22 protein-coding genes are annotated in these 24,523 nt (G+C 42.3%); 17 read left to right on the top strand and 5 right to left on the bottom strand.

The window, feature by feature from the left end; translation table 11 throughout:
• Positions 1-8 precede the first annotated feature (8 nt).
• The 8 genes from E1163_RS27280 (at position 9) to E1163_RS27245 (ending at position 8,317) form a co-directional block, all read left to right on the top strand.
• Positions 9-1,625, top strand: a complete 1,617-nt coding sequence (locus E1163_RS27280; RefSeq protein ID WP_155176421.1) for an OstA-like protein — start codon at positions 9-11, stop codon at positions 1,623-1,625.
• A gap of 123 nt (positions 1,626-1,748) precedes the next feature.
• A complete protein-coding gene (locus E1163_RS27275; protein ID WP_155176419.1) occupies positions 1,749-2,459 on the top strand; it encodes a T9SS type A sorting domain-containing protein in 711 nt (236 codons plus the stop codon).
• A gap of 108 nt (positions 2,460-2,567) precedes the next feature.
• Positions 2,568-3,380 carry an outer membrane protein assembly factor BamD gene (locus E1163_RS27270; protein ID WP_155176416.1) on the top strand — a complete coding sequence of 271 codons (813 nt, stop codon included), beginning with the start codon at positions 2,568-2,570 and terminating at the stop codon, positions 3,378-3,380.
• Positions 3,381-3,402: 22 nt separating this feature from the next.
• Complete coding sequence (locus tag E1163_RS27265; RefSeq protein ID WP_155176414.1) at positions 3,403-3,726, top strand: DNA-directed RNA polymerase subunit omega; 324 nt, start codon at positions 3,403-3,405, stop codon at positions 3,724-3,726.
• 11 nt (positions 3,727-3,737) lie between these two features.
• Positions 3,738-4,940 carry a bifunctional phosphopantothenoylcysteine decarboxylase/phosphopantothenate--cysteine ligase CoaBC gene (coaBC, locus tag E1163_RS27260; RefSeq protein WP_155176412.1) on the top strand — a complete coding sequence of 401 codons (1,203 nt, stop codon included), beginning with the start codon at positions 3,738-3,740 and terminating at the stop codon, positions 4,938-4,940.
• A complete protein-coding gene (porD, locus tag E1163_RS27255; protein ID WP_155176410.1) occupies positions 4,933-5,826 on the top strand; it encodes a type IX secretion system protein PorD in 894 nt (297 codons plus the stop codon). Before coaBC ends, porD begins: the two co-directional genes overlap by 8 nt.
• A gap of 224 nt (positions 5,827-6,050) precedes the next feature.
• Positions 6,051-7,706 (top strand): DNA repair protein RecN, encoded by a 1,656-nt coding sequence (gene recN, locus E1163_RS27250; RefSeq protein ID WP_155176408.1) that lies wholly within the window; start codon positions 6,051-6,053, stop codon positions 7,704-7,706.
• Positions 7,707-7,726: 20 nt separating this feature from the next.
• Entirely contained in the window at positions 7,727-8,317 is a 591-nt protein-coding gene (locus E1163_RS27245; RefSeq protein WP_155176406.1) for a hypothetical protein, read from the top strand.
• Positions 8,318-8,381: 64 nt separating this feature from the next.
• On the opposite strand, the gene E1163_RS27240 is transcribed toward E1163_RS27245, so the two are convergent.
• Positions 8,382-9,464: a cyanophycinase gene (locus E1163_RS27240; protein WP_246223932.1), complete on the bottom strand. Its 1,083-nt coding sequence runs from the start codon at positions 9,462-9,464 to the stop codon at positions 8,382-8,384.
• Positions 9,465-9,781: 317 nt separating this feature from the next.
• Here E1163_RS27240 and E1163_RS27235 point away from each other — a divergent pair, with 317 nt between their 5' ends.
• Positions 9,782-11,218 (top strand): SLC13 family permease, encoded by a 1,437-nt coding sequence (locus E1163_RS27235; protein ID WP_155176404.1) that lies wholly within the window; start codon positions 9,782-9,784, stop codon positions 11,216-11,218.
• Here the strand turns inward: E1163_RS27235 and E1163_RS27230 are convergent.
• Complete coding sequence (locus E1163_RS27230; RefSeq protein ID WP_155176402.1) at positions 11,211-11,564, bottom strand: DUF6249 domain-containing protein; 354 nt, start codon at positions 11,562-11,564, stop codon at positions 11,211-11,213. The two genes, E1163_RS27235 and E1163_RS27230, sit on opposite strands and share 8 nt — an antisense overlap.
• An 894-nt stretch (positions 11,565-12,458) precedes the next feature.
• Here E1163_RS27230 and E1163_RS27225 point away from each other — a divergent pair.
• Both E1163_RS27225 and E1163_RS27220 read left to right on the top strand, forming a co-directional pair.
• Complete coding sequence (locus tag E1163_RS27225; RefSeq protein ID WP_185156231.1) at positions 12,459-13,016, top strand: sigma-70 family RNA polymerase sigma factor; 558 nt, start codon at positions 12,459-12,461, stop codon at positions 13,014-13,016.
• Positions 13,017-13,018: 2 nt separating this feature from the next.
• Positions 13,019-13,552 carry an anti-sigma factor family protein gene (locus E1163_RS27220; RefSeq protein WP_155176397.1) on the top strand — a complete coding sequence of 178 codons (534 nt, stop codon included), beginning with the start codon at positions 13,019-13,021 and terminating at the stop codon, positions 13,550-13,552.
• Between the two features lie 79 nt (positions 13,553-13,631).
• Here E1163_RS27220 and ahcY read toward each other — a convergent pair whose 3' ends face one another.
• Positions 13,632-14,933: an adenosylhomocysteinase gene (gene ahcY / locus E1163_RS27215; RefSeq protein WP_155176395.1), complete on the bottom strand. Its 1,302-nt coding sequence runs from the start codon at positions 14,931-14,933 to the stop codon at positions 13,632-13,634.
• Positions 14,934-15,219: 286 nt separating this feature from the next.
• Here ahcY and nhaD point away from each other — a divergent pair, with 286 nt between their 5' ends.
• From nhaD to E1163_RS27200, 3 genes are all read left to right on the top strand, one after another.
• Positions 15,220-16,500 carry a sodium:proton antiporter NhaD gene (gene nhaD, locus E1163_RS27210; RefSeq protein WP_155176391.1) on the top strand — a complete coding sequence of 427 codons (1,281 nt, stop codon included), beginning with the start codon at positions 15,220-15,222 and terminating at the stop codon, positions 16,498-16,500.
• A 142-nt stretch (positions 16,501-16,642) separates the two neighbouring features.
• Positions 16,643-17,797: a hypothetical protein gene (locus E1163_RS27205; RefSeq protein WP_155176389.1), complete on the top strand. Its 1,155-nt coding sequence runs from the start codon at positions 16,643-16,645 to the stop codon at positions 17,795-17,797.
• 26 nt (positions 17,798-17,823) lie between these two features.
• Positions 17,824-18,903, top strand: a complete 1,080-nt coding sequence (locus tag E1163_RS27200; protein ID WP_155176387.1) for a trypsin-like peptidase domain-containing protein — start codon at positions 17,824-17,826, stop codon at positions 18,901-18,903.
• A gap of 405 nt (positions 18,904-19,308) precedes the next feature.
• Here the strand turns inward: E1163_RS27200 and E1163_RS27195 are convergent, their stop codons facing one another.
• Complete coding sequence (locus E1163_RS27195; RefSeq protein ID WP_155176386.1) at positions 19,309-19,614, bottom strand: hypothetical protein; 306 nt, start codon at positions 19,612-19,614, stop codon at positions 19,309-19,311.
• A 226-nt stretch (positions 19,615-19,840) separates the two neighbouring features.
• Here E1163_RS27195 and E1163_RS27190 point away from each other — a divergent pair, with 226 nt between their 5' ends.
• Positions 19,841-20,338 carry a helix-turn-helix transcriptional regulator gene (locus E1163_RS27190; RefSeq protein WP_155176384.1) on the top strand — a complete coding sequence of 166 codons (498 nt, stop codon included), beginning with the start codon at positions 19,841-19,843 and terminating at the stop codon, positions 20,336-20,338.
• A 678-nt stretch (positions 20,339-21,016) separates the two neighbouring features.
• Here E1163_RS27190 and E1163_RS27185 read toward each other — a convergent pair.
• Positions 21,017-22,408, bottom strand: coding sequence for a tetratricopeptide repeat protein (locus E1163_RS27185; RefSeq protein ID WP_155176382.1), 1,392 nt, complete (start codon positions 22,406-22,408; stop codon positions 21,017-21,019).
• An 824-nt stretch (positions 22,409-23,232) separates the two neighbouring features.
• On the opposite strand from E1163_RS27185, the gene E1163_RS27180 reads away from it, so the two are divergent.
• Complete coding sequence (locus E1163_RS27180) at positions 23,233-23,850, top strand: SET domain-containing protein (protein WP_155176380.1); 618 nt, start codon at positions 23,233-23,235, stop codon at positions 23,848-23,850.
• Positions 23,851-24,050: 200 nt separating this feature from the next.
• Positions 24,051-24,479, top strand: a complete 429-nt coding sequence (locus E1163_RS27175; RefSeq protein ID WP_155176378.1) for a hypothetical protein — start codon at positions 24,051-24,053, stop codon at positions 24,477-24,479.
• Positions 24,480-24,523: the final 44 nt, after the last annotated feature.

Below are 24,523 nucleotides of genomic sequence, written 5' to 3'. Positions count from 1 at the left end.
ATAACTAAATGAGAATAATACTTAAAATAGCACTTGTTATAGGATTGGCCATACTTTGCGGAAGCGCCGGCTTTGCACAAAAGAAGGTCAAAATGAAACAGGCGGATAAACTTTTTGGTGGCATCAATAAAGAAGGTGAGCGCTTCGACCGGTTCGTTGGGGATGTGATCTTCGAACAAAATGAGACTACCATATATAGTGATTCCGTGCACTTTTATAGTAAACGAAACTACATGGAAGCGTTTGGTCATGTGAAAATTACGGAGGGAGACTCTGTAGTGATCACGGCAAAAAAGCTGATCTACGAAGGGGATAAAAAAGAGGCCAAGCTGCGGGAAAATGTAGTTTTTGTAAAAAAAGGCCGGGTTACTTTATATACCGATTTCCTGGACTATTACAGAAACCAGCAGGAGGCACGGTACTATAACGGTGGAAAACTGGTAGACAGCACCAACGTACTCACCAGTAAAAAAGGGTACTACCAGGTCAATAACAACATGGCCTCTTTCAAATCGGATGTAGTAGGAAAAAACCCGGAATACACTTTAAGATCAGATACACTTCAATACAATACCAAGACCAACATTGTATATTTCCGGGCACCCACGGAGCTCACCGATGTAGAAGGCAACATATTTAACTATGAAGAAGGCCAGTATGATACCAAAATCAAAAAATCTGACCTGAATATCGGCCAAATTGAAACCCGGTCTTACATTCTCGAAGGGGACAACCTGTTCCTCGATGATCTTAAGAAATACTACAGGGCAATAGGCCATGTGGAGATGATCTCTAAAGAGCAGGACGTGATCATAACGGGTGACCGGAGCTTTTATCAAAAAGACAAAGGCATAGCCAAGGTTTTTGGGCGGGCACTTATGAAAAAGATCATGGAGCAGGACACTATGTATCTGACAGCAGACACACTGGTGGCTATTGAAAGTGATGACCCTGCCAAAAAGAGATTGCTGGCCTACAACAATGTAAAGATCTTTAAATCAGATCTTCAGGGTCGTGCTGATTCCCTGGCTTACGTTACTGCCGACTCCATTATCTACTTTTATGATGATCCGGTGCTTTGGTCAGCCGGAAACCAAATGACTGCTGACTCTATCAATGTCCAGATTGCCAATAATACCATCGACAAGCTCAATATGTCGGTAAATTCGTTCGTTATCTCCAAAGACAGCATCAGCAATTTTAACCAGATCAAGGGGCGGACCATGGTGGCCCATTTTAACAAGGGCAACATCCATAAGGTAGATGTCAATGGTAATGGGGAAAGCCTTTTTTATGCGCTCGACGAAACCGAGTCGTACCTTGTAGGACTCAATAAAATTATCTGCAGCTCCATGCTCATCAAGTTTAAAGAAAACAAGGCTGATAACATTTCATTCTACATTAAACCTGATGCATCCTTCATACCACCCCACGAAATAAAGGAGCCACAAAAAAAGCTTAAGGACTTTAACTGGCGTGAAGAGGAGAAGCCCGTAAAAAAAGAAATGTTGGAAAGCACCATACTCGCGCAGCAAAAAACGAAACAACAAACGATTGAAAAAGCTCCTATGCAAATATCCGGGAAACCCGGAGTTTTAAAGGTGTCCGAGAAAGAAAACGAATAAAGGCCGGAGGGGATAAAAAGGTTACCAAAAACGTAAAGTTTCGTATCTATTATAAATATTTTTACGTATCTTAAGTAATTACACGGCCACAACGAATTGCTATAAAAATTATTATGTGTTAATATGAAAATATTCCTACCAATGATATTAAGTTTTGTGCTCATGTGCTCTGCGCATGCACAGAATTTTGAGATCGTTGGTCAATCAGGCACATTAAAAGGCAGTATCGGAGATGTAATTAAAGCTCCCGTCAAAATAAAGAACAACACCGGCCGACCTATTCAAATTGTTGTAAAAAGGGTTGAGCAGGTTATCGGTACCAGCCAAACCAGCTACTTCTGCTGGGGTGGCGAATGTTATGATGCCGAAGTAAGCCAGATGCCTATCTCCCAAAAACTGGAACCCGGAGAAACTTCTACAAAATTTAAAACCGTATTGGAAACCGGTCTTGTGGCGGGCTTTAGTACGGTAAAATATTTAATTTATGACCGTGACAATCCCTCTGATGCCGTAGAGTACGAGGTGACCTACACTGTAGAAGACCTGAACAGTAAAAAAGCAATTTTCAGTACCGATGAAGTTCATATCAATGATGTTTACCCCAACCCGGTGGTAGATTTCGCCATCATTGATTATAACCTCCTGCATGAAGACACCCATGCCAAAATAGTTATCCATAATGTACTCGGAAGCATTATCGGGGAGTATGAACTGGCATACCTGGAAACCAAGCTAAAAATCAACACAGAAGACCTTAACCCGGGAGTATATTTTTACACCTTGTACATTGATAACGACGGGGTTATGACCCGAAAGCTTGTTATCAGAAAATAAACCTGCCGTATTAAAACTACCTTTAAAAATCTTACGTTATATACCCTGATTTCCCGGCAATATCATTTTATTGCTTATTAACAATTACTAACCTATATTTGCACCCTTATGTTGAAACGGGTATTTTTTAAGCATTTTTTGGCTGCTTTTCTTATCTTTTCTCTGGCGTCTTGCAGCAAGTTCAGAAAAATAGAAAAAAGTGAAGACTGGCGTGTAAAGTACGACGCAGCCTTAAACTATTATGAAAACAAGGACTATTACAGGGCTGGGGCACTTTTCGAGCAGATATTGCCCATCGTAAGAGGACTGCCCGAAGGTGAAAAAGTCCAGTTCTATTTTGCCTATACCCAGTATCACGAGAAGTTCTATTTGCTGGCTGCACATCATTTCAAAGTATTCTATCAGACTTATGCCCGAAGTGAATTTGCACAAGAGGCCCAGTTCATGCATGCTTACTCGCTCTATGCCAATTCACCGGCATACAACCTGGACCAGACCAGCAGCATAGAAGCGGTGATAGCCATGCAAAGCTTCCTGAACAAATACCCAAACAGCAAGTTCAGGGAAGACGCTTCGAAGGTAATTGATGAAATACAGGAAAAACTGGAACGAAAAGGTTACGAAAACGCTAAACAATATTATAAGTTAGAACGTCATAAAGCTGCAGTTGTAGCTTTTGAAACTTTTAAAAATGATTTCCCTGACTCAGAGTTCAATGAGGAGATAGCATTTTTGAAATTTATGGCGCAGTACGACCTTGCAACCAAGAGTATACTTTCCAAACAACTGGAAAGGTACCGTCAGGCCAACGAATACTATCTGGAATTTATAGACGCGTACCCGGATAGTGAATACCTTCGTGAGGCAGAAAAAAAATATAATGCCAGCCAGGAAAAAGTAACAGAGTTGGCTAAAAGATAAAATAACTTTAATAAATATAACTATGGCTATTCAAGCATCTATTGTTACAAGAGATATGGACAAGCTTTCGGCTCCAACCGGAAACGTGTATGAAAGTGTAGCAATCATTTCAAAAAGAGCAAGACAAATAGCAGTAAACGTTAAGGAAGAGTTAAACTCTAAATTAGCCGAGTTTGCGTCTACTGTAGACAACCTTGAAGAGATTTTTGAAAACAGAGAGCAGATAGAGATCTCTAAATTTTATGAGAGAATGCCAAAAGCGACCAATGTAGCTATTGAAGAGTTCGCTGAGGGTAAAGTTCTGTTCAGACGTAGAGAAGACGAAGAAGGCGGCTTGCAACTTTAATCTGCTTCGGCATGCTCCAGGGAAAGAAAATTATATTAGGAGTATGTGGTAGCATTGCTGCTTATAAATCCGCTCTTCTGGTAAGATTACTGGTAAAAGAAGGTGCAGAGGTAAAGGTCATCATGACTGCCTCTGCATCTGACTTTATAACCCCGCTTACATTATCCACTCTCTCAAGGAATCCGGTATATTCCAGATTTGTTAAAGATGATACCAGTCAATGGAACAACCATGTCGATCTGGGCCTTTGGGCTGACCTGATGGTAATAGCGCCCGCAAGCGCAAATACCTTAGCCAAAATGGCTAATGGCCTCTGCGACAATTTACTACTGGCCACCTATCTTTCAGCACGATGCCCGGTTTATATAGCCCCGGCTATGGACCTGGACATGTACATGCATCCGTCTACACAGCGGAACCTGTCACTGCTTAAAGATTATGGTAACAGCATAATAGACGCTACTCACGGCGAATTGGCCAGTGGCCTTGTTGGCCAGGGGCGTATGGCAGAACCGGAGGAAATACTTCAAGAGGTAAAAAGCTTCTTCGATAAAAAAAAAGCACTGACCGGTAAAAAAGTCCTCATTACAGCAGGCCCTACTTATGAAGCCATTGATCCTGTCAGGTTTATTGGCAACCACTCCAGTGGCAAAATGGGTTATGCTCTCGCTCATCATATGGCGCTAAATGGCGCTCAGGTGACCTTGGTCAGTGGCCCTTCCCAGCAGTCTGTTGACCATGAAAATATAGAATTGGTTAAAGTCACATCAGCCCTGGAAATGTACGATGCATGCATGCAATACTTCCCTGACGCCGACATTGCCATACTCTCTGCTGCAGTTGCCGACTACAAGCCTGCCCATACCGCCGATCAAAAGATCAAGAAAAAGACGAACTCCCTTACTTTGGAGTTGGTTAAGACGCAAGACATAGCTGCTTCGCTGGGAAAATTGAAAAAAAATGGGCAGTTTACCGTAGGTTTTGCTTTGGAAACGGAAAATGAGCTGGACAATGCCCAAAACAAGATAAAGTCAAAAAACTTTGACCTTATAGTGTTAAACTCACTCAATGATAAAGGTGCCGGGTTTGGGCATGATACCAACAAAATATCTATTATTGACAAACAAAATAATGTCCGCAATTTCGAGTTAAAAAGTAAGACAGATGTAGCTAAAGACATTATTAACACAATCATAGAGGTAATTCATGCGTAAGTTAACCTTTGCCGTACTATTCCTATTACCACTTCTTTCCGTGAAGGCCCAGGAGCTCAACTGCCGGGTAACCATCAATGCTGACCAGGTGCAATCTTCCGACAGGAGGGTATTTGAAGATATGGAAAATGCCTTCTCACAGTTCCTGAACAATCAACAATGGACTGATGACCAGTTTGAAAGTTTTGAAAGGATCAAATGCAACCTGATCATAACCCTGCAAGACCCGAAAAGCATTGGCAACTACGAAGCCACCGTGCAGGTACAGTCTGCAAGACCAGTGTATAACTCCAACTACGAGTCGATCATGATTAATTTCGCTGACCGTGATTGGCAGTTTGAATATGTGGAATCGCAGCCGTTGAATTTCAACATCAACACTTTTAATTCGAACCTGACTTCTATGCTGGCATTTTATGCTTACCTGATCCTGGGTATGGACTATGATTCATTCAGCGAAATGGGCGGGTCTCCTTATTTTCAGAAGGCCCTTACCATAGTAAACAATGCCCAGCAGGCCAACCGTCCGGGATGGAACGCTCTTGGAAGCACACGAAACCGCTACTGGCTGATCGAGAACCTGACTAACCAGCAGATGCACGATATACGCAAAGGGCTTTACAAATACCACAGGCTGGCTTTGGATACGTATGAACAGGATAGGGACAAGAGCCGTCAGCAAATACTGGAGGTATTGAAAAGCATTAAAAAGATCAGGGATATATACCCCAGCTCAATACTAATTATTAGTTTTCTGGATGCCAAATCGGACGAACTGATCAACATATTTTCCGAGGGCAACATCCAGGTAAGAAGGGAAGCTTTTGACATTCTTTCCACCATCGACCCTTCGAAAAGAAGTGATTACGAAAAAATAATTAAATAATCGTGGCTAAACGTCAGTTAAGGATTTCCACTCATAACATACCTCAAAAGTGGCCAGAAATTTCAGGTAAAAAAGCTAATATTGTGCTTGGAAACGGGAGTGTCCTCATGGCAACACTTCTCAACCTGCAGGGCGACAGTCTGGAAGTTAAAAACATGAGACTGACCAAACAGGTTGTAGCACTGAACGGAATTTCGGAAATCATCATAGATTATTAAATCAGGATGCTAAAACATCTTCTAATCAAGAATTATGCACTAATCCAACATCTGGAAATCACCCCATCAGCCAACCTGAACATCATTACAGGTGAAACGGGTGCGGGTAAATCTATTATGCTTGGAGCAGTCGGTCTGCTTTTGGGCAACCGGGCAGACACCAAAGCGCTGTTTGATGAAGAAAGCAAGTGTATCATAGAAGGTCAGTTTGATATTAAAAACTACAACTTACAGAAGGTCTTTGATGAAGAAGAGCTTGATTATGCAGAGGTATCTATTTTCAGGCGAGAGATAAGCCCTACCGGCAAGTCGCGTGCTTTTATAAATGATACACCTGTAACTTTAGATGTACTCAAAAGGCTTGGCACACGACTGATGGATGTGCATTCGCAACACGAGACGCTGAACCTTGGCAAACAAAACTACCAACTTGCTTTTGTAGATGCCTTCGCAGGTACTACCTCCCTAAGGCATGCTTACAAAAAGGATTATGATGCTTATAAAAAAGCCCAGAAACACCTGGAGAAGCTCAAAGCCGAAAATGCGGAGATAAGCAAGGAAGCTGATTACAATGCTTTCCTTCTGAATGAGCTGGTAAAGGCCGACCTGAAAGCAGATGAGCAGGCCGAACTTGAGGCTTCACTCGAAGTAATGGAGCATGCTGAGGAAATAAAAACAAAACTCAACGGCTCACTGGATGTACTCTCCAATAGTGAATTCTCAGCCATTGACAGTTTGCAACAGGCAAAGGTTTTCCTCGGCCAGTTGAGCAAGTACTCCAAAGGCTATTCATCACTTTTTGAACGCCTGGAAAGTTCTTTTATAGAGTTGCAGGACATCATCAGGGAGCTGGAAAAAGAGGAAGAACAGGTTGAGTTCAACCCTGAGCAAACCCAACTCATGCAGGAGCGGCTCAGCATGATCTATCAGCTCCAGCAGAAGCACCATGTAGGCTCTGTGGAAGAGCTGATCAGCATACGGGAAGATCTTACCCTCAAAACCGATCGCTTCAACAGTATGGATGAAGAGATACAAAAGGCTGAGGCAGATGTGGCGAAACTAAAAGATGTTGCTGAGAAAAAAGCCCTGGAGCTAAGCCAAAAGCGCAGTGCCGTATTCACTAAACTTGAAAAAGACCTTGGAGAACTTTTGGCCCAGGTAGGTATACCAGATGCCTCCGTAAAAATCACCAGCACTAAAAGCGAACTGACTGATAAAGGTATAGACCTGATCAACATCCTTTTCAGTGCCAATAAGGGTATAGCACCTCAGGAGCTTTCCAAGGTAGCTTCCGGTGGTGAGTTTTCGAGGTTTATGTTTTGTGTAAAATACATACTGGCTCAAAAAATATCCCTGCCTACCATCATTTTCGATGAAATAGATACCGGGGTTTCCGGAGAGATTGCTTTGAAGCTGGGCTCAATGATGAAGCGTATGGCTCAGAACCATCAGCTCATTACCATCAGCCACCTGCCGCAGGTTGCAGCCAAAGGAGACAAGCACTACTTTGTTTATAAAGACAGCTCATCTATAAAAGCTGAAAGTAAGATCAAGGCCCTGGAGGAGAAGGAGCGCATTGAGGAAATCGCCAAAATGATTGGTGGCGACAAACCTTCAAGCATTGCTTTTGAAAGTGCAAAGGAACTTATCAGCTCTAATTAATTTTTGTATATTTATTCCTTATGCAGGAAAAAGTCCCCGATATTATCGAAGGGTTCACCCATACGGAGTATCTCACGGTATTTAGTGCTATCATCTTTGGCTATGTAGGTGCAGAGTATTTTCAGGGTTGGGGTTCGATTATCAAGAACCGTAACCATATCCGCATTTACTGGCAGCATCTTCTCTGGACAATTTTTGCTTTTGTTATGTTCATTCAGAACTGGTGGGGTATCTGGCCCAGAACTTCTGCGATCAACGAAAGTATATTCTTCTTCATTTACTCGCTGATCCCCATTTTCCTTTTCTACCTTATCAGTGTTATTCTTTTCCCCGATTTTAAAAAGAATGAAGACGTTGACCTGAAAGATTACTTCTATAAAAATACCCGATGGCTGTTCTCACTGTTTGCGGTGTATTTTGTGCTTACTATCATCAGTTCCTTCGTGTACAATGATATAGGGAATGTATTCATCCAGAACGTTATCCGTTCCGGAGGTGTACTGCTGGCAGCTACTGCGGCATATTTCAATAAAAAAGTTTGGCTACATGCCATATTCCTGGTTCTTGGTTATTTTATGCTGATCCAGTTTTTCCTGGCTTTGCCAACTTAAAAAAAACAGAAGGCCGCCCTCAGGTTATACAACCCTCAGGCGACCAACTCCAGCTAATATCCAATTAATTTGAGAACCTGAACCTGCCCCGGTCAGCATAGAAGTATTGCCAGCTTCCTCCTGCCCCTGAGGTCCAATTGGTCAGCCACAGATAATTGCTTCCCGAGCTGTTACCTCGAACCCTGTAAACTTTTACAGCCTGACGACCGCGATACCAGTCCAGAGACCTGTTGGGCTCACACCTTTCAGGCCCTAAGCCGTTTTGCCTTAAAAAGAAAGCATAGCCATAACCAAACACACTGGCCTTGCCACTGGCATCAATACAAACTGCTGTTTCCTCGTCCACACCTATGCCTTTGGCGTTTACACCCCAGTCTTCATTCATACGGGCAAGAAAAGTGAGATGGCGCCCCCTTCTGTCGGGGTCGTTGTAGTGGGTATCGGTTATGGTGTTCTCCAGATAAGGAATATCCAGGAAATTGCCGGTCTGCAGGCTCATGTACTGGTTGTACGGATCGTCAAGGGCTTCATCCGAATACACGGTACCGTTGGCTGCATCGAAATATGCTTCCCCTTGTATGGCACATCCGGCACTAGTACCTCCAACAGGCACCTTTTTACTGTTTCGCAGGTAATTTATGGCGCCTTCCACTTTGGTATCCTTCCAATAGCTGACGTAATCATATTGATCACCTCCGGCAATAAACAAGGCTTCGGCATTTCGTATGGTAGCCTCCACACCCGCATCATTGGCCAGCACCCTGGAATCGATAAGCAAAGTTTCTACAGAATTCACGGAGCCAAGGCCATAGATGTAGCTGTTGTATGCATCCGTACCTGAAGCCCGGATCACCACAAAGTCACCGCCTCCGGAGCGATTGATCATCCACTGAATGGCCTCGTCTACATCAGGCCCTCCTCCCATCAGCACCGTACCTCCTGAGGTAGAGGTATTTACATCGGCACTACTGCCCACAATACCTATCGACGCACTTGACCGGGCACGTTTCGAGGATTTTTCAGGATTTTCCGTTATTGATGATTGGTTTTTATTTTCATTTTCCGGTGATATGCTATCAGTTTCACATGCACACAGCAAAAATATAGTGCAGGCAAAAGCATACCCGCTTTTCATAAAATTATTCATGGTAAATGGATTTTTAGGTTAAACAAAACAAATACGAAAACTCAGAAAATATGAGTTTCATAGATGGGTCGAAAATTTAATTGTTTAACTAACAGTCGAAGATAGGCTGCAGGTTGCGAAGGCTTACAGGCTTCGATCTAAAACCGCAATCCCGCAGGTGGGTTCGATATGTTTTAGGAGAATCCACATCCTATTCTAAAAATAAATTCCGAAAAATCAAAGTTTGCCAAATATTATTTCGAATAAAGTGAAAGTGTCCATCACTTTGGTCATAAGCATTTTTATAGTTAATTATGCTTTCCTAAACCTGTTAATAAATGAAAAGGCTTAATTGGTTATTAATTCTTCTCGGCCCCATTATTTTCATTATAGTCTTACGCTTTCAAGATTCTCAATACCTTACTCCTGAAATCTGGCGTGTTTTGGCGCTGACCGCCTGGATGGTCACCTGGTGGGTAACGGAAGCAATACCTATCCCCGTAACAGCCTTGCTTCCCATGATCATGCTACCGCTGCTCCAGATCTTCAAAATTGCTGAGGCTACCGCTCCATATGCCAGCCCGATCATATTCCTTTTTATGGGTGGCTTTATGATCGCCATAGCACTGGAGAAGCACAATCTGCATCTACGTATAGCACTCAACCTGATCAAAATAACCGGCACCAGTGGCAATGGCATCATCTTGGGGTTCATGCTCTCCACTGCCCTGCTCAGCATGTGGATAAGCAATACTGCCACGGCGGTAATGATGCTGCCGGTAGCCACATCGGTGATCAGCCTTCTGCTTGAAAATACTGAGCCTGATAAAGCTTATAAGAATTTTGCCCTTAGCCTCATGCTTAGCATTGCGTATGCTGCCAATATCGGCGGTACAATAACCCTGATCGGCACGCCTCCGAATATCGTTATGGCAGGATACCTGAGACAAATGCTCGGCTACGAAATGCAATTCAGCCAATGGCTGCTTATGGGCATACCTACAGGTCTTTTACTGTTGTTTACCTGTTATTTTCTGCTTACCAGGGTACTGTTTCCCAACCGAATGAAAAATATTGAGGGTTCCGAGCAGGTGATTATGAATAAGCTGCATCAACTCGGTGCTGTTTCCAGGGAGGAGACGTTGGTGATGATCATATTTGCCATCACCGCGCTTTGTTGGATCTTCAAATCGCAACTGAACCAGGTAATAGGTATTGACCTGCTTTCTGACACTACCATTGCCATGGCCGGTGGGGCGCTTATGTTCATCGTACCGGTCAATTTCAGTGGGTCGACTTCCCTGCTCCAGTGGGAGGATACCACAAAACTTCCATGGGGAATACTGATCCTGTTCGGAGGAGGCATGTGCCTGGCCAAAAGCCTTGAGGAAGTAGGGATTATCCAGCTTATTGGTGATGCGGTAAGTAATTACCATGGAACAAGCCTCCTGGTACTTACCCTTGTAGTAACGGCGATTGTATTGCTGATGACGGAGCTGATGAGCAACGTAGCTCTGGTGGCTATCTTTATCCCGGTGGTGATTGGTGTAGCCAATGGCTTGGATGTCAACCCGCTGATATTGGTTATACCCGCTACACTGGCCTCAAGCTGTGCTTTTATGATGCCTATTTCCACACCTCCCAATGCCATCGTTTTTGCCAGTGGCCACATCCGGATGCGGGATATGATGAAAGCAGGGATCTTGCTAAATATTGTGGCCATCATCATACTGACAATGGCCACAAGTTGGCTGGTAGGCCTGATCTTTATCTAGTAAGGCTCTCTTCACGGGACTTTTTCTCTTCAATGATGTATGATAAGCCCAGGCCTATACCTCCAAATATAAAGAGCATGGAGAAATAGCTAAGTTCATTCATATTGGTATTGGCATCTATAAAATAACCTACAATGAACCCCAGGCCTATTCCGATCAATAACAGGGAAAACCTGAGTGGACCGCTGGTATTAGCCCTGGATTTAGGCAGATCCCCCGGAGACATTCCTTTTTCAATCATTGCCAAACGCTCTACGTTGGTATATCTTCTTAAGTAAATGATCATAATTACCACACCTATGATGGCTATGATCGGAATAAAGATTGCAATAAATTCGATTTCCATTTTTTTGACCTTTTGTTAAACATTTGCCCCTTTGACGCACTTGTCTGGATGCAGGTTACAACGATCAAAAATTTTTTTTACTATTAGCTCAACCCCACTCTATGACAGATTAAAATATCGCGGGGTCTTTTCAAGACTATTCACTGGAAAGTAATGACGGGTGCGAGACAAAGTTCGTGACCGCCTAACATCTACTAAATGAAGAGCTGGAGAGATTAGGGGTTTGATAGAGTGTGTGGCAGAAATTTCGGCATTGCCACGATCAGGGGATCCTGAATATTTTCCATAAAGTTTGCCGTATATTTTGGTGCACAAGATGGAAAATTTCAGGATGACGGTCTAAGTGCTACAGAACAGTTTAGAAATTAGAAGCTTCGGCTGAAGCAAAGATTTATCAAAAAGTTAAAAAACCACCGGCCAACTGTCCCATCGAGGGGGCTACAATGCTATTACGTTAAGGGCGGATTATATATTACTTCCCAGTAGAGTCTCTCGAAGAACTCTACGGCATTCGGAGGCACAATATTCAATTATGGCAGGAGACCATTTGCCGGGAGAGGCGATGCTCAGAAAGGTAGCAACCTCTGCTTTAAGGTTATTACCTTCAGCCGGTGTTACCGAACAAGTTAAGCTTTACCAAACTTTCAGAAGTTTAGTAAAGCTGCGATTTAGCTCTGTTAGCAGTCATTCCAAAACCACTTAACACATTTAGGGAAAAGTTTAATATATGCACAAAAGCCGGTTGGTTGGGATTACTTTAGCCGGTGTCCTTTTGGTTGGGTATTTCAAATATTTTCTCCGTTGCTTTCAGATAACGGTGGCGTGCGCCGGATATCCATTGAAAAAATTTAAAAATAGCTGTAACTTAAGTAGATTAACCTGCGTCAAAGCGGCGTGAAGAATTTGGATGATCTCATCATAATAGACAAGGTGCTGGAGGGCGAGCGTGAATTCTATAATCAGCTTATAGAAAAGCATAAAAATTATGCTTTCACCATAGCTCTGAACATCCTGAACAACAGGGAGGATGCCGAGGAGGTAGCTCATGATAGTTTTATCAAGGCTTATCAAAACCTCGCCAGCTTTAACCGGCAGTCAAAATTCTCCACCTGGCTCTACAGGATAGTCTTTAATACGGCTATTACCTGCAAGAGAAAACAAAAAATAAAGAAAGAAAGTCTGGACACGGTGAAGTACACCTACTATGAAAGCTCCACTCCGGAGATGGAGCTTCAGGATCAAAAAAGGTTTATTAAACAGGCTCTGGGAAAACTGCCGGAGATAGACCGGAACATACTTACGTTATTTTACTTAAAAGATTTTTCGCTTGACGAAATCTCAGAAATAACCAATATGAGTTTTAATACGGCGAAGGTAAGGCTACACAGGGCCAGAAAAAAATTAGCCGATGAAATGAAAACAATATTAAAGGAAGAGGCATTAAATTTATAGTTATGGAAAAGCCATTAAAAATAACAGACGAGCTGCTGCTTGATTATATAGATGGATTATTGAGCAAAGAGGAAGCTGCCAGGGTCGAAAAGGCATGTGATCAACCTCAGGTTGCTTTCCGGTTGGAGGAGCTTAAAAAGACCGACCAGCTACTGCTAATGACCGCAACACTGCAAACACCTTCGAAAAATTTCAGCAGTAAAGTAATGGCCAACCTGGACAAGCCTATAGTTAAAAGTATAAATTATTCCAGGAAAAACGGATTGATCATCCTTATTCTTGCCCTGTTAACCGTAATTGCCGGCTCATTGTATATGACCGAAAGCATGCTGACCCTGGATATGTTTGACACTGTCGAGCTGCCTCAGGTGGGCAATGTAATGGAAATGCCGGATGTTCAGCTTCCTGATAGTGTTAACCTAAAGATCATTACAGATGGGCTGTTGTTTGCAGTATTAATACTTGCCCTGCTTTTGCTGGACAAGGTAGTACTCAGACCATTTTTCAAAAGCAGAAGAACTGAAATGCAGTATTGATTGTAATTCTGTACAGTAACTAAAAAGGCTGCCCTTCCATAAGGCAGCCTTTATTTATATCATCAGGAAAGTTCCCTAATTAATACCTGTAGTAATCAGGTTTGTAAGGACCTTCAACAGTTACTCCAATATACTTGGCCTGGTCTTCGCTAAGCTCTTCAAGCTCAACACCAATTTTTTGCAGGTGCAGTCTTGCTACTTTCTCATCCAGGTGCTTAGGCAGCGTATAAACTTTGTTTTCGTAATTATCAGCATTAGTCCAAAGTTCTATCTGAGCCAAAGTCTGGTTAGTAAATGAGTTAGACATTACAAATGAAGGGTGGCCGGTGGCACATCCAAGATTTACCAGTCTTCCTTCTGCCAAAAGGATTATATCATTGCCACTAGATAGTCTGTATTTGTCAACCTGAGGCTTGATCTCATCTTTTTCAGCATTTTTGTTCAACCACGCAACATCAATCTCGTTATCGAAGTGACCGATGTTACAAACAATGGTTTTGTCCTTCATGCTCTCGAAGTGACGGCCCACAATGATGTCCTTATTACCTGTGGCTGTAACTACGATGTCAGCTTCTTTTACTGCGTCATCCATTTTCTTCACTTCAAAGCCATCCATGGCAGCCTGAAGTGCACATATAGGGTCAATTTCAGTTACGATCACTCTGGCTCCGGCTCCTCTTAATGAAGCAGCAGAACCTTTACCAACATCACCGTAACCACCTACAACAGCTACTTTTCCTGCCATCATCACATCGGTTGCTCTTCTGATAGCATCTACGAGTGATTCTTTACAACCATATTTGTTATCAAATTTAGACTTGGTAACAGAGTCGTTTACGTTAATGGCAGGCATAACCAAAGTACCATTCTTCTCTCTTTCGATCAGTCTGTGAACTCCGGTAGTTGTTTCTTCTGAAAGTCCTTTAATACCCTGAACGTACTGAGGGTATTTGTCAAATACCATATTGGTAAGGTCACCACCATCATCCAGGATCATGTTGAGGGGCTGACCATCAGGGAAGATAAGAGTCTGTTCAATACACCAGTCAAATTCTTCGGCGTTCATTCCTTTCCAGGCATAAACGGGGATACCTGCAGCAGCAATAGCAGCAGCGGCATGGTCCTGGGTAGAGAATATATTACAAGAAGACCAGGTAACTTCGGCACCAAGCTCTACCAAAGTCTCGATCAATACTGCAGTCTGAATAGTCATGTGAAGACAACCTGCAATTCTGGCACCCTTAAGGGGCTTCTCTTTTCCATACTCTTCGCGAAGTGCCATCAAACCTGGCATTTCCGCTTCCGCAAGTTCAATCTCCTTACGGCCCCACGCTGCCAAAGAAATATCTTTGACCTTGTATTTTACTTTTTCCTCGATCATTATATTAGGTGTTTTTATTTCTGTTTTACCAAACGCAAAGTTACAATAAAGGTTCGAGAAGGGCAATTTCATGGCCCTTTATGAGGGCAAATCCACTTTATTTCACAAATGTATAAACAGTAAGATTCTCATTATCTTGGCATTAAGCAGCAAAGCCTGAATCTCATTTTAATATATGATTAACATCATAACACTTAGATAATGCTGACTGTTAGATTTACGGCCTGAATTCATCCGAAATTTCTGTGGTATGGTTACCTATTACCTTATATAAACAGTCGCAGCCATGTACGATAACGAATCCATCCTCCTCATTATCATTTTTATCATTGGTTTTGCAGCCATTGCCTTCGAGCACAACCTCCAGGTAAACAAAAGCTGGATAGCCCTTTTCACCGGCTCTATCATGTGGATAGTGGTAGCCATAGGTGAAGATGAAGAGCTGCTGCGGGAGGCCATGCTGCACGAATCTGCCGAAATATTTGCATTGATTGTATTTTTAATGGGTGCCATGACCATCGTTGAAATGATGGCGCACTTCCGGTTTTTCACCTGGGTAGAATCCAAGCTGCTGATACTCAAAATATCTGACCGGCAGCTCTTCTGGCTCATGGGCCTCACCACTTTTATCGCTTCGGCCCTTCTGGACAACCTCACCAGCACGCTGATCATGATCCAGATCGGGCGGCATTTGTATATCAGGAAAAGAAACTTCGTGATATACGTAATCAATATAGTCATTGCAGCCAATGCCGGCGGTGCCATGTCACCCGTGGGAGATGTGACTACCATTATGCTGTGGCTTGCCGGTAAGTTTACCGCCTGGCAGGTCCTTTTTTACGGATTTATCCCCTCAGTAATAGCATGGGCAGTCCCCCAGGCCATACTTACTCTTAAAATAAGAAATGAAGACCGAAAAAGACGTGAAACCAAAGAGGTGCTGCCTTTGCAGTGGAGCATTATATTTATCGGCCTTTTCACTTTCGGGTTTGCAGTGATCGTCAACCTCTTCCACCTCCCTCCTTTTATTGGCATCCTGCTGGGGCTTGGGGCCTGCGCCATTGTAATTGACTACCGATTGAAAAAGGGCACCTTGAAAAAAAAGGCAGGACACATCGTAAACATCATCAAAACCATAGATATGGCCACCCTCAATTTCTTCATTGGCATACTGCTGGCAGTAGGGGCACTCAACTATCAGGGTGTACTGCGTGATGTTGCCTTATTGATATTCGGGGACAATCCTGCCGCCAATCCCATAGCCATCATCATGGGGCATACTTCACTGGGCATATTATCTGCTGTTGTGGATAACGTACCGCTGACGGCAGCGGTTATTAAGATGCTTCCGGAAGGCATCGCATTTACCTATTGGGTTTTACTGGCCATCACTGCCGGTACAGGGGGCAGTATTCTTGTGATCGGTTCGGCGGCAGGTGTGGCAGCCATGGGTCAGGTCAAGGAGCTGACCATCATCAGGTATATCAAACTGGGCACATTGCCAGCATTTATCGGTTATATTACCGCGGTAGCCTCGTGGTATTTATTGTTTGGAATACATCTTTAAACATAAAAAATACTCAAATATTGCCCTTGTAATTGAAGATATTACACATCTTTTTCAAAAAAATTTTATATTGGTCTAAGATAAATTGGAATTATACGCAAAAAATGATTCCTGATTTAAAATTTACACGAAACTTAAACCAATGAACACATCTCCATCTTTTTATCATTCGGCACTTGGCACAACGGCTAATAAAATGAATGTCGGCTATTGGCCCAAAGTGTTGGAAGCCTATGACAACGGGAATTTTAAAGAATCAATTACGGGAATACTGAAATATATAGATCCTGACCTGGCTGCCAAAACAGGGAATGCGGATCAGACGGAATTCAATATTCCTCATGGCTCTGTTGTAGTAAGTATCAAAATACAGAATGACCAGCTCCATGTTGAAGCGCCCTTTGTAAAACTTCAAGACGGCCCGTTGGTACCTTTGCTTCGTCAGGTAACGGAGTTAAATTTCCACCCGCTGATGATGACCAAGATCATCCTGCACAACGAGGACCAGCTTACTTTTCACTTTAGTTCGCCGCTTGGCATGTGTGAGCCATACAAAGTCTATGATGCACTTCGTGAGATCTGCGTGAATGCCGACAAGTATGACGACTTGTTCATAGAAAAATTTAAAGCGGTAAGAATGCGCGAGCCTCAAATACAAAGGTTCACTCCGGATCAACTGGAAAAAACCTGGCAGACCATTCAGGAGTACATTACCGAGGCGGAAGATTATGTTGCTTACTTTGAAGGCAAGCGATGGGACGCTTTTCTTTATGATGTATTCCAGATACTGCTTATGAAGATAGACTTTTATGTCTCGCCGCAGGGCTACCTGAGGACTGAACTGGAAAATGCCATTGCCGACTTAATGGGCCGTGACCCTTATCAGGACCGTATCCACAGAGCCAAGACATTCCTGCAGAAGCTCAAGAATTACAACAAGGAGGAATTCCTGAGTGACATCTATATTATAGATACATTTGTGCCTTACAAGTATAGTTTCAACCTGCAAAACACCAGAAACAACTTTAAGAACGGGTATGAAACGGCTCAGAATGAGATTAAAAAGGCCGACTACCTTGGCGCCACACTTACACTTCTCAAGGATTTTTATAGCCTTTTCTACTATAACATGGTAGATGAAACACCCAGAAACCTCATCACTTCAGCTTTGGAAAAGGCCGGTGGCACCGAGTGGAAAGATGCTGCGGAAATTTTGATGGAGGCTATGGAAACCATCATGAATGAACAGAAGTACAACGCCCTCGCCGGGTCGGATTCAGTGGCAACGGCCAGTTAATTATCAACCTATTATTTTAGATAAAAATGAGCATAGAAAATATAAAATCAAGCGTATATAAAGTTATCACCTCAAAAGGAAGCGGAACGGGGTTCATCCTGAAGGACAGAAATATATGGGTAACCAACTATCACGTAATTGCCGGGAACAGGCAGGTAACTTTGGAAGACCACAAAATGAACCGCTACCTGGCTGATGTGATCTTCATTAACCCTGATGTGGATATTGCATTTCTGGCTTCAGGGCATGAGGCTCCTGAAGCGCAGCCCATGGCTTACCAGGCCGACAGAGGGGTTAGCCACAGTGAGTCTGTTTACGTACTTGGCTTCCCTTATGGCATGCCTTATACCATTACCGAAGGAATAGTGTCCGCCCCAAGGCAACTGATGTCTGGCAAACACTATATTCAAACCGATGCTGCGGTTAACCCCGGAAACAGCGGTGGCCCGGTAGTAGCTGCCGATGGCACATTGATAGGTATAGCCACATCGAAGTTTCAGAATGCTGACAATATGGGGTTCGCTATTCCCGTAGAGACACTGCATGAAGAGTTGGATTCGGTCAGTTCACATACTGAGTCTTCAATGGCCTTGAAATGCAGCTCATGCGCAGAGCTGATCACCACTCCCACCGAGTATTGCGCAAGCTGCGGTGTGAATATCGACCTGAAATATTTCGATGAAATACCACTTACAGACCTTGCTCAATTTGTAGAAGGTGCTATCTCCGGCCTGGGTATTAATCCCGTGCTGGCAAGGTCAGGAGTAGAGGCCTGGGAGTTCCATCAGGGAAGTTCGCAGATCAGGATATTTACATATAACAAGAACTACCTGTATGCTACATCTCCATTAAACAAACTGCCTAAAGGCAACCTGGAAGCACTGCTGAAATACCTGTTGAGCAACCCTGTGGAGCCTTATCAGCTCGGTATTTACCAAAACCAGATCTTTATCTCCTACAGGGTAGCCATTTCAGACCTGTACACTCCTTTCAGGGAAGAGATTAAAAAGAACCTGACCGAACTATCGCTCAAAGCCGATGAAATGGATGATTTCTTTATCAAGAATTACAATTGCGAGATGACGAATTTCTCTAAGGTAGACTAACAGAAAGTGAAAGAGCAGGAAGTGGAGCCTGCTCTTTTTTTGTTTATTGTGTAGCTTTCAAATATTGGAAGAATTATCCGGTGTATCCTGCAATTAAGCTTATCGTTTTGTTTCCTACAAAGCTTCATATCCCTATAATAACAGGAGCATTCCCACCTCTTACAATAGTTTACGTGACATCATACAGCCAAGTAACAATTAAACACTATACCACCGGCGAGCTTCGACAAAAGGGTGTTGAAAAGGCATTCTGCAGGACCTGCAGAATGCCTGATAAGCCAACAATATATCAAGAAAATTACTAGTGCAAAGTGTGCGGTAAACAAGTAACATCATCCGGGGGATATGTGTGTGCATACCCCCCATGATGACTTCAACCTAAACCCACTTTAGGGTTGCCTTTTTCTATATTAAAGAAGTGCTTTCATCTGCAGTTAGCAGACTCTTACGGAACTGAAGGTTGATCTTCTCACGCTTCAACAGCCTGTTTTCGTTCTCCAGTTCCTCTAATAAATCTTTGAACCTTCTGTCGTAGTACGACAGTCGTGCATCTTCGGATAGGTCTTCTCTCAGCCGGGCATCTCCCAGCTTACTTATAAAATCTACATTGGCTTCAAAGTACTCCTGAGCTATAGCATCCATTTTTGATGTCAACTCTTCCATACTGTCAATAATCTTTTGGTAGTGCTCTGATTTGTCCTGCTTCTTCACGTTGTTGGTATTTTGTAAGTTTACGGTTTAAGTTAAAATGCTGATCATTTACACGTCAGAAACCGGATATAAAAACTCTTGATCTTTTGTGTTTTTTTTTAATCTTGTAAGGTCTCTAATGACCTGATTTTTAAGTTCTTTTTTTATATCTTTGACACTTCTTAAATGTGTAAAAAATCATAAACTTGATTTTTTTATCAAGTTGATATGCTAAAATAATCATATATTGACAAAAAAGTCAACTTTTGCAAGAAATTTTCGATACTTCAGGGAAAAAGCGCAACTCGGGCAGGAAGCACTCGCGGAAAAGATCGGCGTAAACGTGAGGACTATATCGGTATATGAGACCGGAAAGGGCTACCCAAAAGTTGACCTGCTTATAAAAATAAGCAGTATCCTGGAAGTTCCGGTGGAACACTTCTTTGCTGACAACCCGGAAAATGCAGGCCGCGCTGCCAAATCTTCAACTACAGGTTTATCATTATCAGAGGGAAGTGATGCCTTTGAAACCGTACAACGGTATAGAAATGCCATTAAAGCCTGCCAACACTTGATTGAAAACGGGAATACTGAGGCCTGCCAGAGCCTGATCAGCTCTTTCATATCGGCAGTTGACGAGCTGGAAACCACGTATATGAGAAACAAAGAAATAGAAGCCAAGCTACGGTACGCTACAGAATTGATCAGCTCAATAGCCAATGGCGGCAAGCCGTTTAATAAGTAGAAGACTTCAGTTTTAAAGTATATTAATCAGTATTCGCAAGATTTGTATTTACTTTCTTCGGCACAGCTTATTCGCCCGGCAATTCCACCTCCACAGTCATGTTGACCGATAGGAGTATCTACCTAAGTAAGTAACTACTCACCGTTCAGCTCATGCAAGGAACCAAATTAGATACTCCGCAGGCTCAGTATGACCTGGGGAGGAGAGTCAATGCTATTCTACTTTGATCTTACTTTATCCTACCCCTACTTTCTGAATGCTACATGGCTGCAAACGAATTGAACCTGCATTTAATAAGCTAAAGTGTTAGCAGAGTCAAAACTCCCTCTTCCGGCACGGAGAGGGCATTCTAGCCAATATTGGCCTACAGACCTTACCGAGTGAGGTGATACATAGAAAGGGTGGAAACCTCCGCTTTAAGGCTATTACCCTCAGCCTGTAATACAGAACAGTAAAGCTTTACCAAACTTTTGGAAGTTTAGCAAAGCCGCTATTTAGCTCTGTAAACTGCTATCTAGGAATAAATTTACCCGCCAAAAAGTAGATGTGTGCATGAAGTCTGGCGCCTTAATGTAATAGCCTCGGGAGGAGAGTAGTATTAGTGTTGCCCTCACTCACTTCTATGTGAGCATTTTCAGGACAAGCGTAATGAATTCTGTGATGTTTTGCTTAGAACCACTAATTAGGAATGCTTTCAAGAACGTCCCTTACCTCAAGGCACACGTCCTTCCACTCATCCCTGTTCTTTTTGGTCCTTCTGTAGTTGATGGTATAAACAAACCCAAGGATAGCGGCTATAATAAGCAGAATACCCAAAGACAAGGCTACATTGCTGATAAACTCTCTTTGTTCTACTTCGGCTTTCTTTTCCCTGATCTGATTATCCAGTTCAAGTGAAAGGCCAAGAGCAGCTTGTAAAGATTTGAAATTAGCTTTTTCCAATAACTCCTCTTCAAGCGAATCCTGCATGCCGTCAACACTCAAAGCCGTCTCGTACCGGGCTACGCTTACAGGTTTACCTGAATTTTGCAGAAATTTATAGGACACCCTCACCAGATCGATAGTCTCCTGAAGTGACTCGTTGATTACATCCTTATCAGCTATTTCAATGGCTTTTTCCAGATACTTAACCGCCTCTGCATGCATGCCCTGCACCTGATAAAGCTTTGCTGTCATGTTATGAATATCTACTTTAACCAGGTTGTCTGTAACATAAGAAGATAACTCCAACGACTTTTCTAACCATCTCTCAGCTTCTGCGTGATTACCCTGATCCATATAGGCTTCACCAATATTAGCATAGGCTATGGCCTGCTTCTCCTCTATGCCCTCACCAGTGCCCATATACTCTAAGGAAAGTTGATAATTGTGTATAGCAGCACCGTAATCTGCCTGCTTATACTTATTTACCCCAATTTGATTATGAATTCTATTAAAATAATAATCTTGTTTTTCATTTAATTCCCCAGCTCTTTCCAACGCCCTTTGGAAGTATTTATTCGCACCTTCAAAATCAGGATCTTGCTTAGAAAAACTACTAATACCCAAGTTAATATCAACCATAACCAGAAAGCGAGTATTTTTGGCCATCAAATAATTTTCTCTCGCCTTAGTTAAAAACTTAATTGCATATTCATAATTACCCGTCTCCATAAAAACAACACCAATATTGTTCAAAGCATCTGCCCTGTATATGGGGTCATCAAGACTTGCAAAAAAATCAATAGCCTCTAAATAATGAGCTACTGCATCCACATAATCACCGTCTCTATATGAGATAAGACCATTAGCATGAGAAACTCTACCTTGAAATAGATTATTGCCCGTTTGATTCGCTAAAATTGAAATTTCATCTAAATAAAGTTTAGCCTGATCAAAATTGCTTTGCCTGTCTATTTTATACAGTTCCCAATATGCCGCTAACTTTTGATCATCGTCATTGTCGGAATTAATAATTTGCTCCAGACCTGCTTTATCAGTGGGTAACTCTGCATTGTCTGGTTTTACATTTTCTTTTTCAGAACAGGCCAGTAAAACAAGACTGAGTATTAAGGTATAGGTTAATTTCATTGCATTGGTTTTACGAAATTTAAAGGTCGCAATTTATGAGCATTAAGGCGCAGTCTATTCGTCTCAATATCTTACATCCAAAAGTTTACTCACTTAATTATAGATTAGTTTCCTTGACTGTTTTCTCCACTACTCCCCGTTGTGGCCTGACTCTCACTTCCGTTTAAATCCTGAGGAACTATATCTTCTGATTCATCCGTGCATGAGGAAAACGCTAAGCCAGTGAAAGTTATGGCGCATATGATTAGTAAGTTTCTAAGTCTCATAGTGTTTGTGTTTTTTAATTAAAGCAAAAATAACCCTAAAATTGTTTAAATAATAAATGTTTATGGTCTCCAAAGCACTTCTGTAAAGTCTTATCAGCAGATTATACGGTTTAGTGAAATAAAGCCATTAAGCATAAAATCAATCAGGAAAATAAATCACAATATGAGGAAAAAATGTCGTAAGAAGAAGCGGAGTAGCGTAAAAAACAGGTGAAAATTTACATTTTAGCCAAAAACCTTACATCAAAATGACGAAAGTGTAAAATTAAAATGTTGAATTTATTAAGAAACCGTGATCATTCTGAAGGAAAAATACCGTTGCGGGTGGCATTTTCAACGACAGTCAAATAACGTAAAATTATTCCTTAAAAACCAGTAGCAAATAGCGGAAGTTGCTGCTTTATTTTTCAAAACCCTTCCCCTGGCTTTCCTTTTTCTCAGTTCGGTATAACAAAACACCCTACCTGCTCCTTTAATAACTATAGACAGTAGTAGCCGGGCAATATTAAATTATCTGCCCCTTCATTTGATAACTCAACCTTTTTCGTATTTTCAATTATGATACACCCGCATACTGAACTGAAATTTATCAGCAAAGAGATTGGCTACGGGGTTGTAGCCACTTCTTTTATCCCGGCCGGCACCATTACCTGGGTGCTGGACAGGCTGGATCGTGAATTTACCCCTTCGGAAGTTGCCGATATGGATGAATTCTACAAAAACATCCTGGATGTTTATGCTTATCGCAATGGCGATGGCAATTTTATTTTGTGTTGGGACAACGGGCGGTTTGTCAACCACAGCTTCAATTCCAACTGCTTTACCACTCCCTATGATTTTGAAATTGCCATTCGGGATATCCACCCGGGAGAGCAACTGACAGATGACTATGGTTACCTCAATCTTTCAGAACCTTTTCGCCCTTTTCCGGAGGGCACTCAAAGAAAAATCGTTTATCCTGATGACCTGCCCAGGTACGCCAAAGTCTGGGACAAAAAGCTCATCAAGCCTTTCCGGCTTATACCCAAACTGGAGCAGCCTCTCCGTCAGCTTATAAACAACGACCTCTGGAGCAAAATCAACAACATCGCCAGCGGTAAGGAGCAAATGGAGTCGCTGCTAAGCATTTACTACGCAGGTGAAGAAAAAATGAATGGAGTCCAAAATGTAGGCTAACAACCGAACCCAAAACACTTGTGGAGAAAATTTCATTTTACCGGAGTTTTCTCCACAAACCCACCAGCTTCAGCGGCTTCTTTTAACCATAATCAACTGAAAATCAAAATCTTATTTTTTCCTGCCTGTAGCCAGACGATGGCAACCTGTTTGTGTTAATCAGGGTGAGTTTAAATAAAATTTCACCTAAAAGCAGAGATATGAAAACGATAAGCAAAATAACTACCGCATTACTTATATTTCTTTTGATCAGCACAGCAGGGTTCTCCCAAAACAGGGACAATGATTATTCTACCTGGGACAACAACGGGGACAATAAAGTGGATAACAACGAGTTTTCCTCAACCCTGAATGACAATGGTTATTATGACGATTGGGATACCAATAGTGATCAAAGAATAGACGAAAATGAATGGAATAATGGTGCCGTAACCTATTACGACGGTTATGATTACGAAGAAGACGGGACTTTTAATGACTGGGATACTAATGACGACAGCTACCTCGACGAAGATGAGTACTTCGAAGGCACATTTGAACTATGGGATGACGATGACAACGGGTATGTAGATAATAATGAATATGATACCTGGTATGACGATGATAGCTGGAACGACAATGACTATTAATTGATCCCGAATCAAACGAAAATAGAAAAGAGGTTGTATTAAAG

The organism is Fulvivirga kasyanovii (assembly GCF_009711405.1).
In the GTDB taxonomy this organism is placed as follows: Bacteria; Bacteroidota; Bacteroidia; order Cytophagales; family Cyclobacteriaceae; genus Fulvivirga; species Fulvivirga kasyanovii.
Note: the sequence above shows the minus strand (reverse complement) of the source record. Positions and strands in the feature narration are given on the sequence as shown.

Excerpts from the sequence above, each read along its gene's own strand:
- E1163_RS27280 (WP_155176421.1), top strand. The coding sequence starts at position 9 with ATGAGAATAATACTTAAAATAGCACTTGTTATAGGATTGGCCATACTT.
- E1163_RS27275 (WP_155176419.1), top strand. The coding sequence starts at position 1,749 with ATGAAAATATTCCTACCAATGATATTAAGTTTTGTGCTCATGTGCTCT.
- E1163_RS27270 (WP_155176416.1), top strand. The coding sequence starts at position 2,568 with ATGTTGAAACGGGTATTTTTTAAGCATTTTTTGGCTGCTTTTCTTATC.
- E1163_RS27265 (WP_155176414.1), top strand. The coding sequence starts at position 3,403 with ATGGCTATTCAAGCATCTATTGTTACAAGAGATATGGACAAGCTTTCG.
- coaBC (WP_155176412.1), top strand. The coding sequence starts at position 3,738 with ATGCTCCAGGGAAAGAAAATTATATTAGGAGTATGTGGTAGCATTGCT.
- porD (WP_155176410.1), top strand. The coding sequence starts at position 4,933 with ATGCGTAAGTTAACCTTTGCCGTACTATTCCTATTACCACTTCTTTCC.
- recN (WP_155176408.1), top strand. The coding sequence starts at position 6,051 with ATGCTAAAACATCTTCTAATCAAGAATTATGCACTAATCCAACATCTG.
- E1163_RS27245 (WP_155176406.1), top strand. The coding sequence starts at position 7,727 with ATGCAGGAAAAAGTCCCCGATATTATCGAAGGGTTCACCCATACGGAG.
- E1163_RS27240 (WP_246223932.1), bottom strand. The coding sequence starts at position 9,464 with ATGAATAATTTTATGAAAAGCGGGTATGCTTTTGCCTGCACTATATTT.
- E1163_RS27235 (WP_155176404.1), top strand. The coding sequence starts at position 9,782 with ATGAAAAGGCTTAATTGGTTATTAATTCTTCTCGGCCCCATTATTTTC.
- E1163_RS27230 (WP_155176402.1), bottom strand. The coding sequence starts at position 11,564 with ATGGAAATCGAATTTATTGCAATCTTTATTCCGATCATAGCCATCATA.
- E1163_RS27220 (WP_155176397.1), top strand. The coding sequence starts at position 13,019 with ATGGAAAAGCCATTAAAAATAACAGACGAGCTGCTGCTTGATTATATA.
- ahcY (WP_155176395.1), bottom strand. The coding sequence starts at position 14,933 with ATGATCGAGGAAAAAGTAAAATACAAGGTCAAAGATATTTCTTTGGCA.
- nhaD (WP_155176391.1), top strand. The coding sequence starts at position 15,220 with ATGTACGATAACGAATCCATCCTCCTCATTATCATTTTTATCATTGGT.
- E1163_RS27205 (WP_155176389.1), top strand. The coding sequence starts at position 16,643 with ATGAACACATCTCCATCTTTTTATCATTCGGCACTTGGCACAACGGCT.
- E1163_RS27200 (WP_155176387.1), top strand. The coding sequence starts at position 17,824 with ATGAGCATAGAAAATATAAAATCAAGCGTATATAAAGTTATCACCTCA.
- E1163_RS27185 (WP_155176382.1), bottom strand. The coding sequence starts at position 22,408 with ATGAAATTAACCTATACCTTAATACTCAGTCTTGTTTTACTGGCCTGT.
- E1163_RS27180 (WP_155176380.1), top strand. The coding sequence starts at position 23,233 with ATGATACACCCGCATACTGAACTGAAATTTATCAGCAAAGAGATTGGC.
- E1163_RS27175 (WP_155176378.1), top strand. The coding sequence starts at position 24,051 with ATGAAAACGATAAGCAAAATAACTACCGCATTACTTATATTTCTTTTG.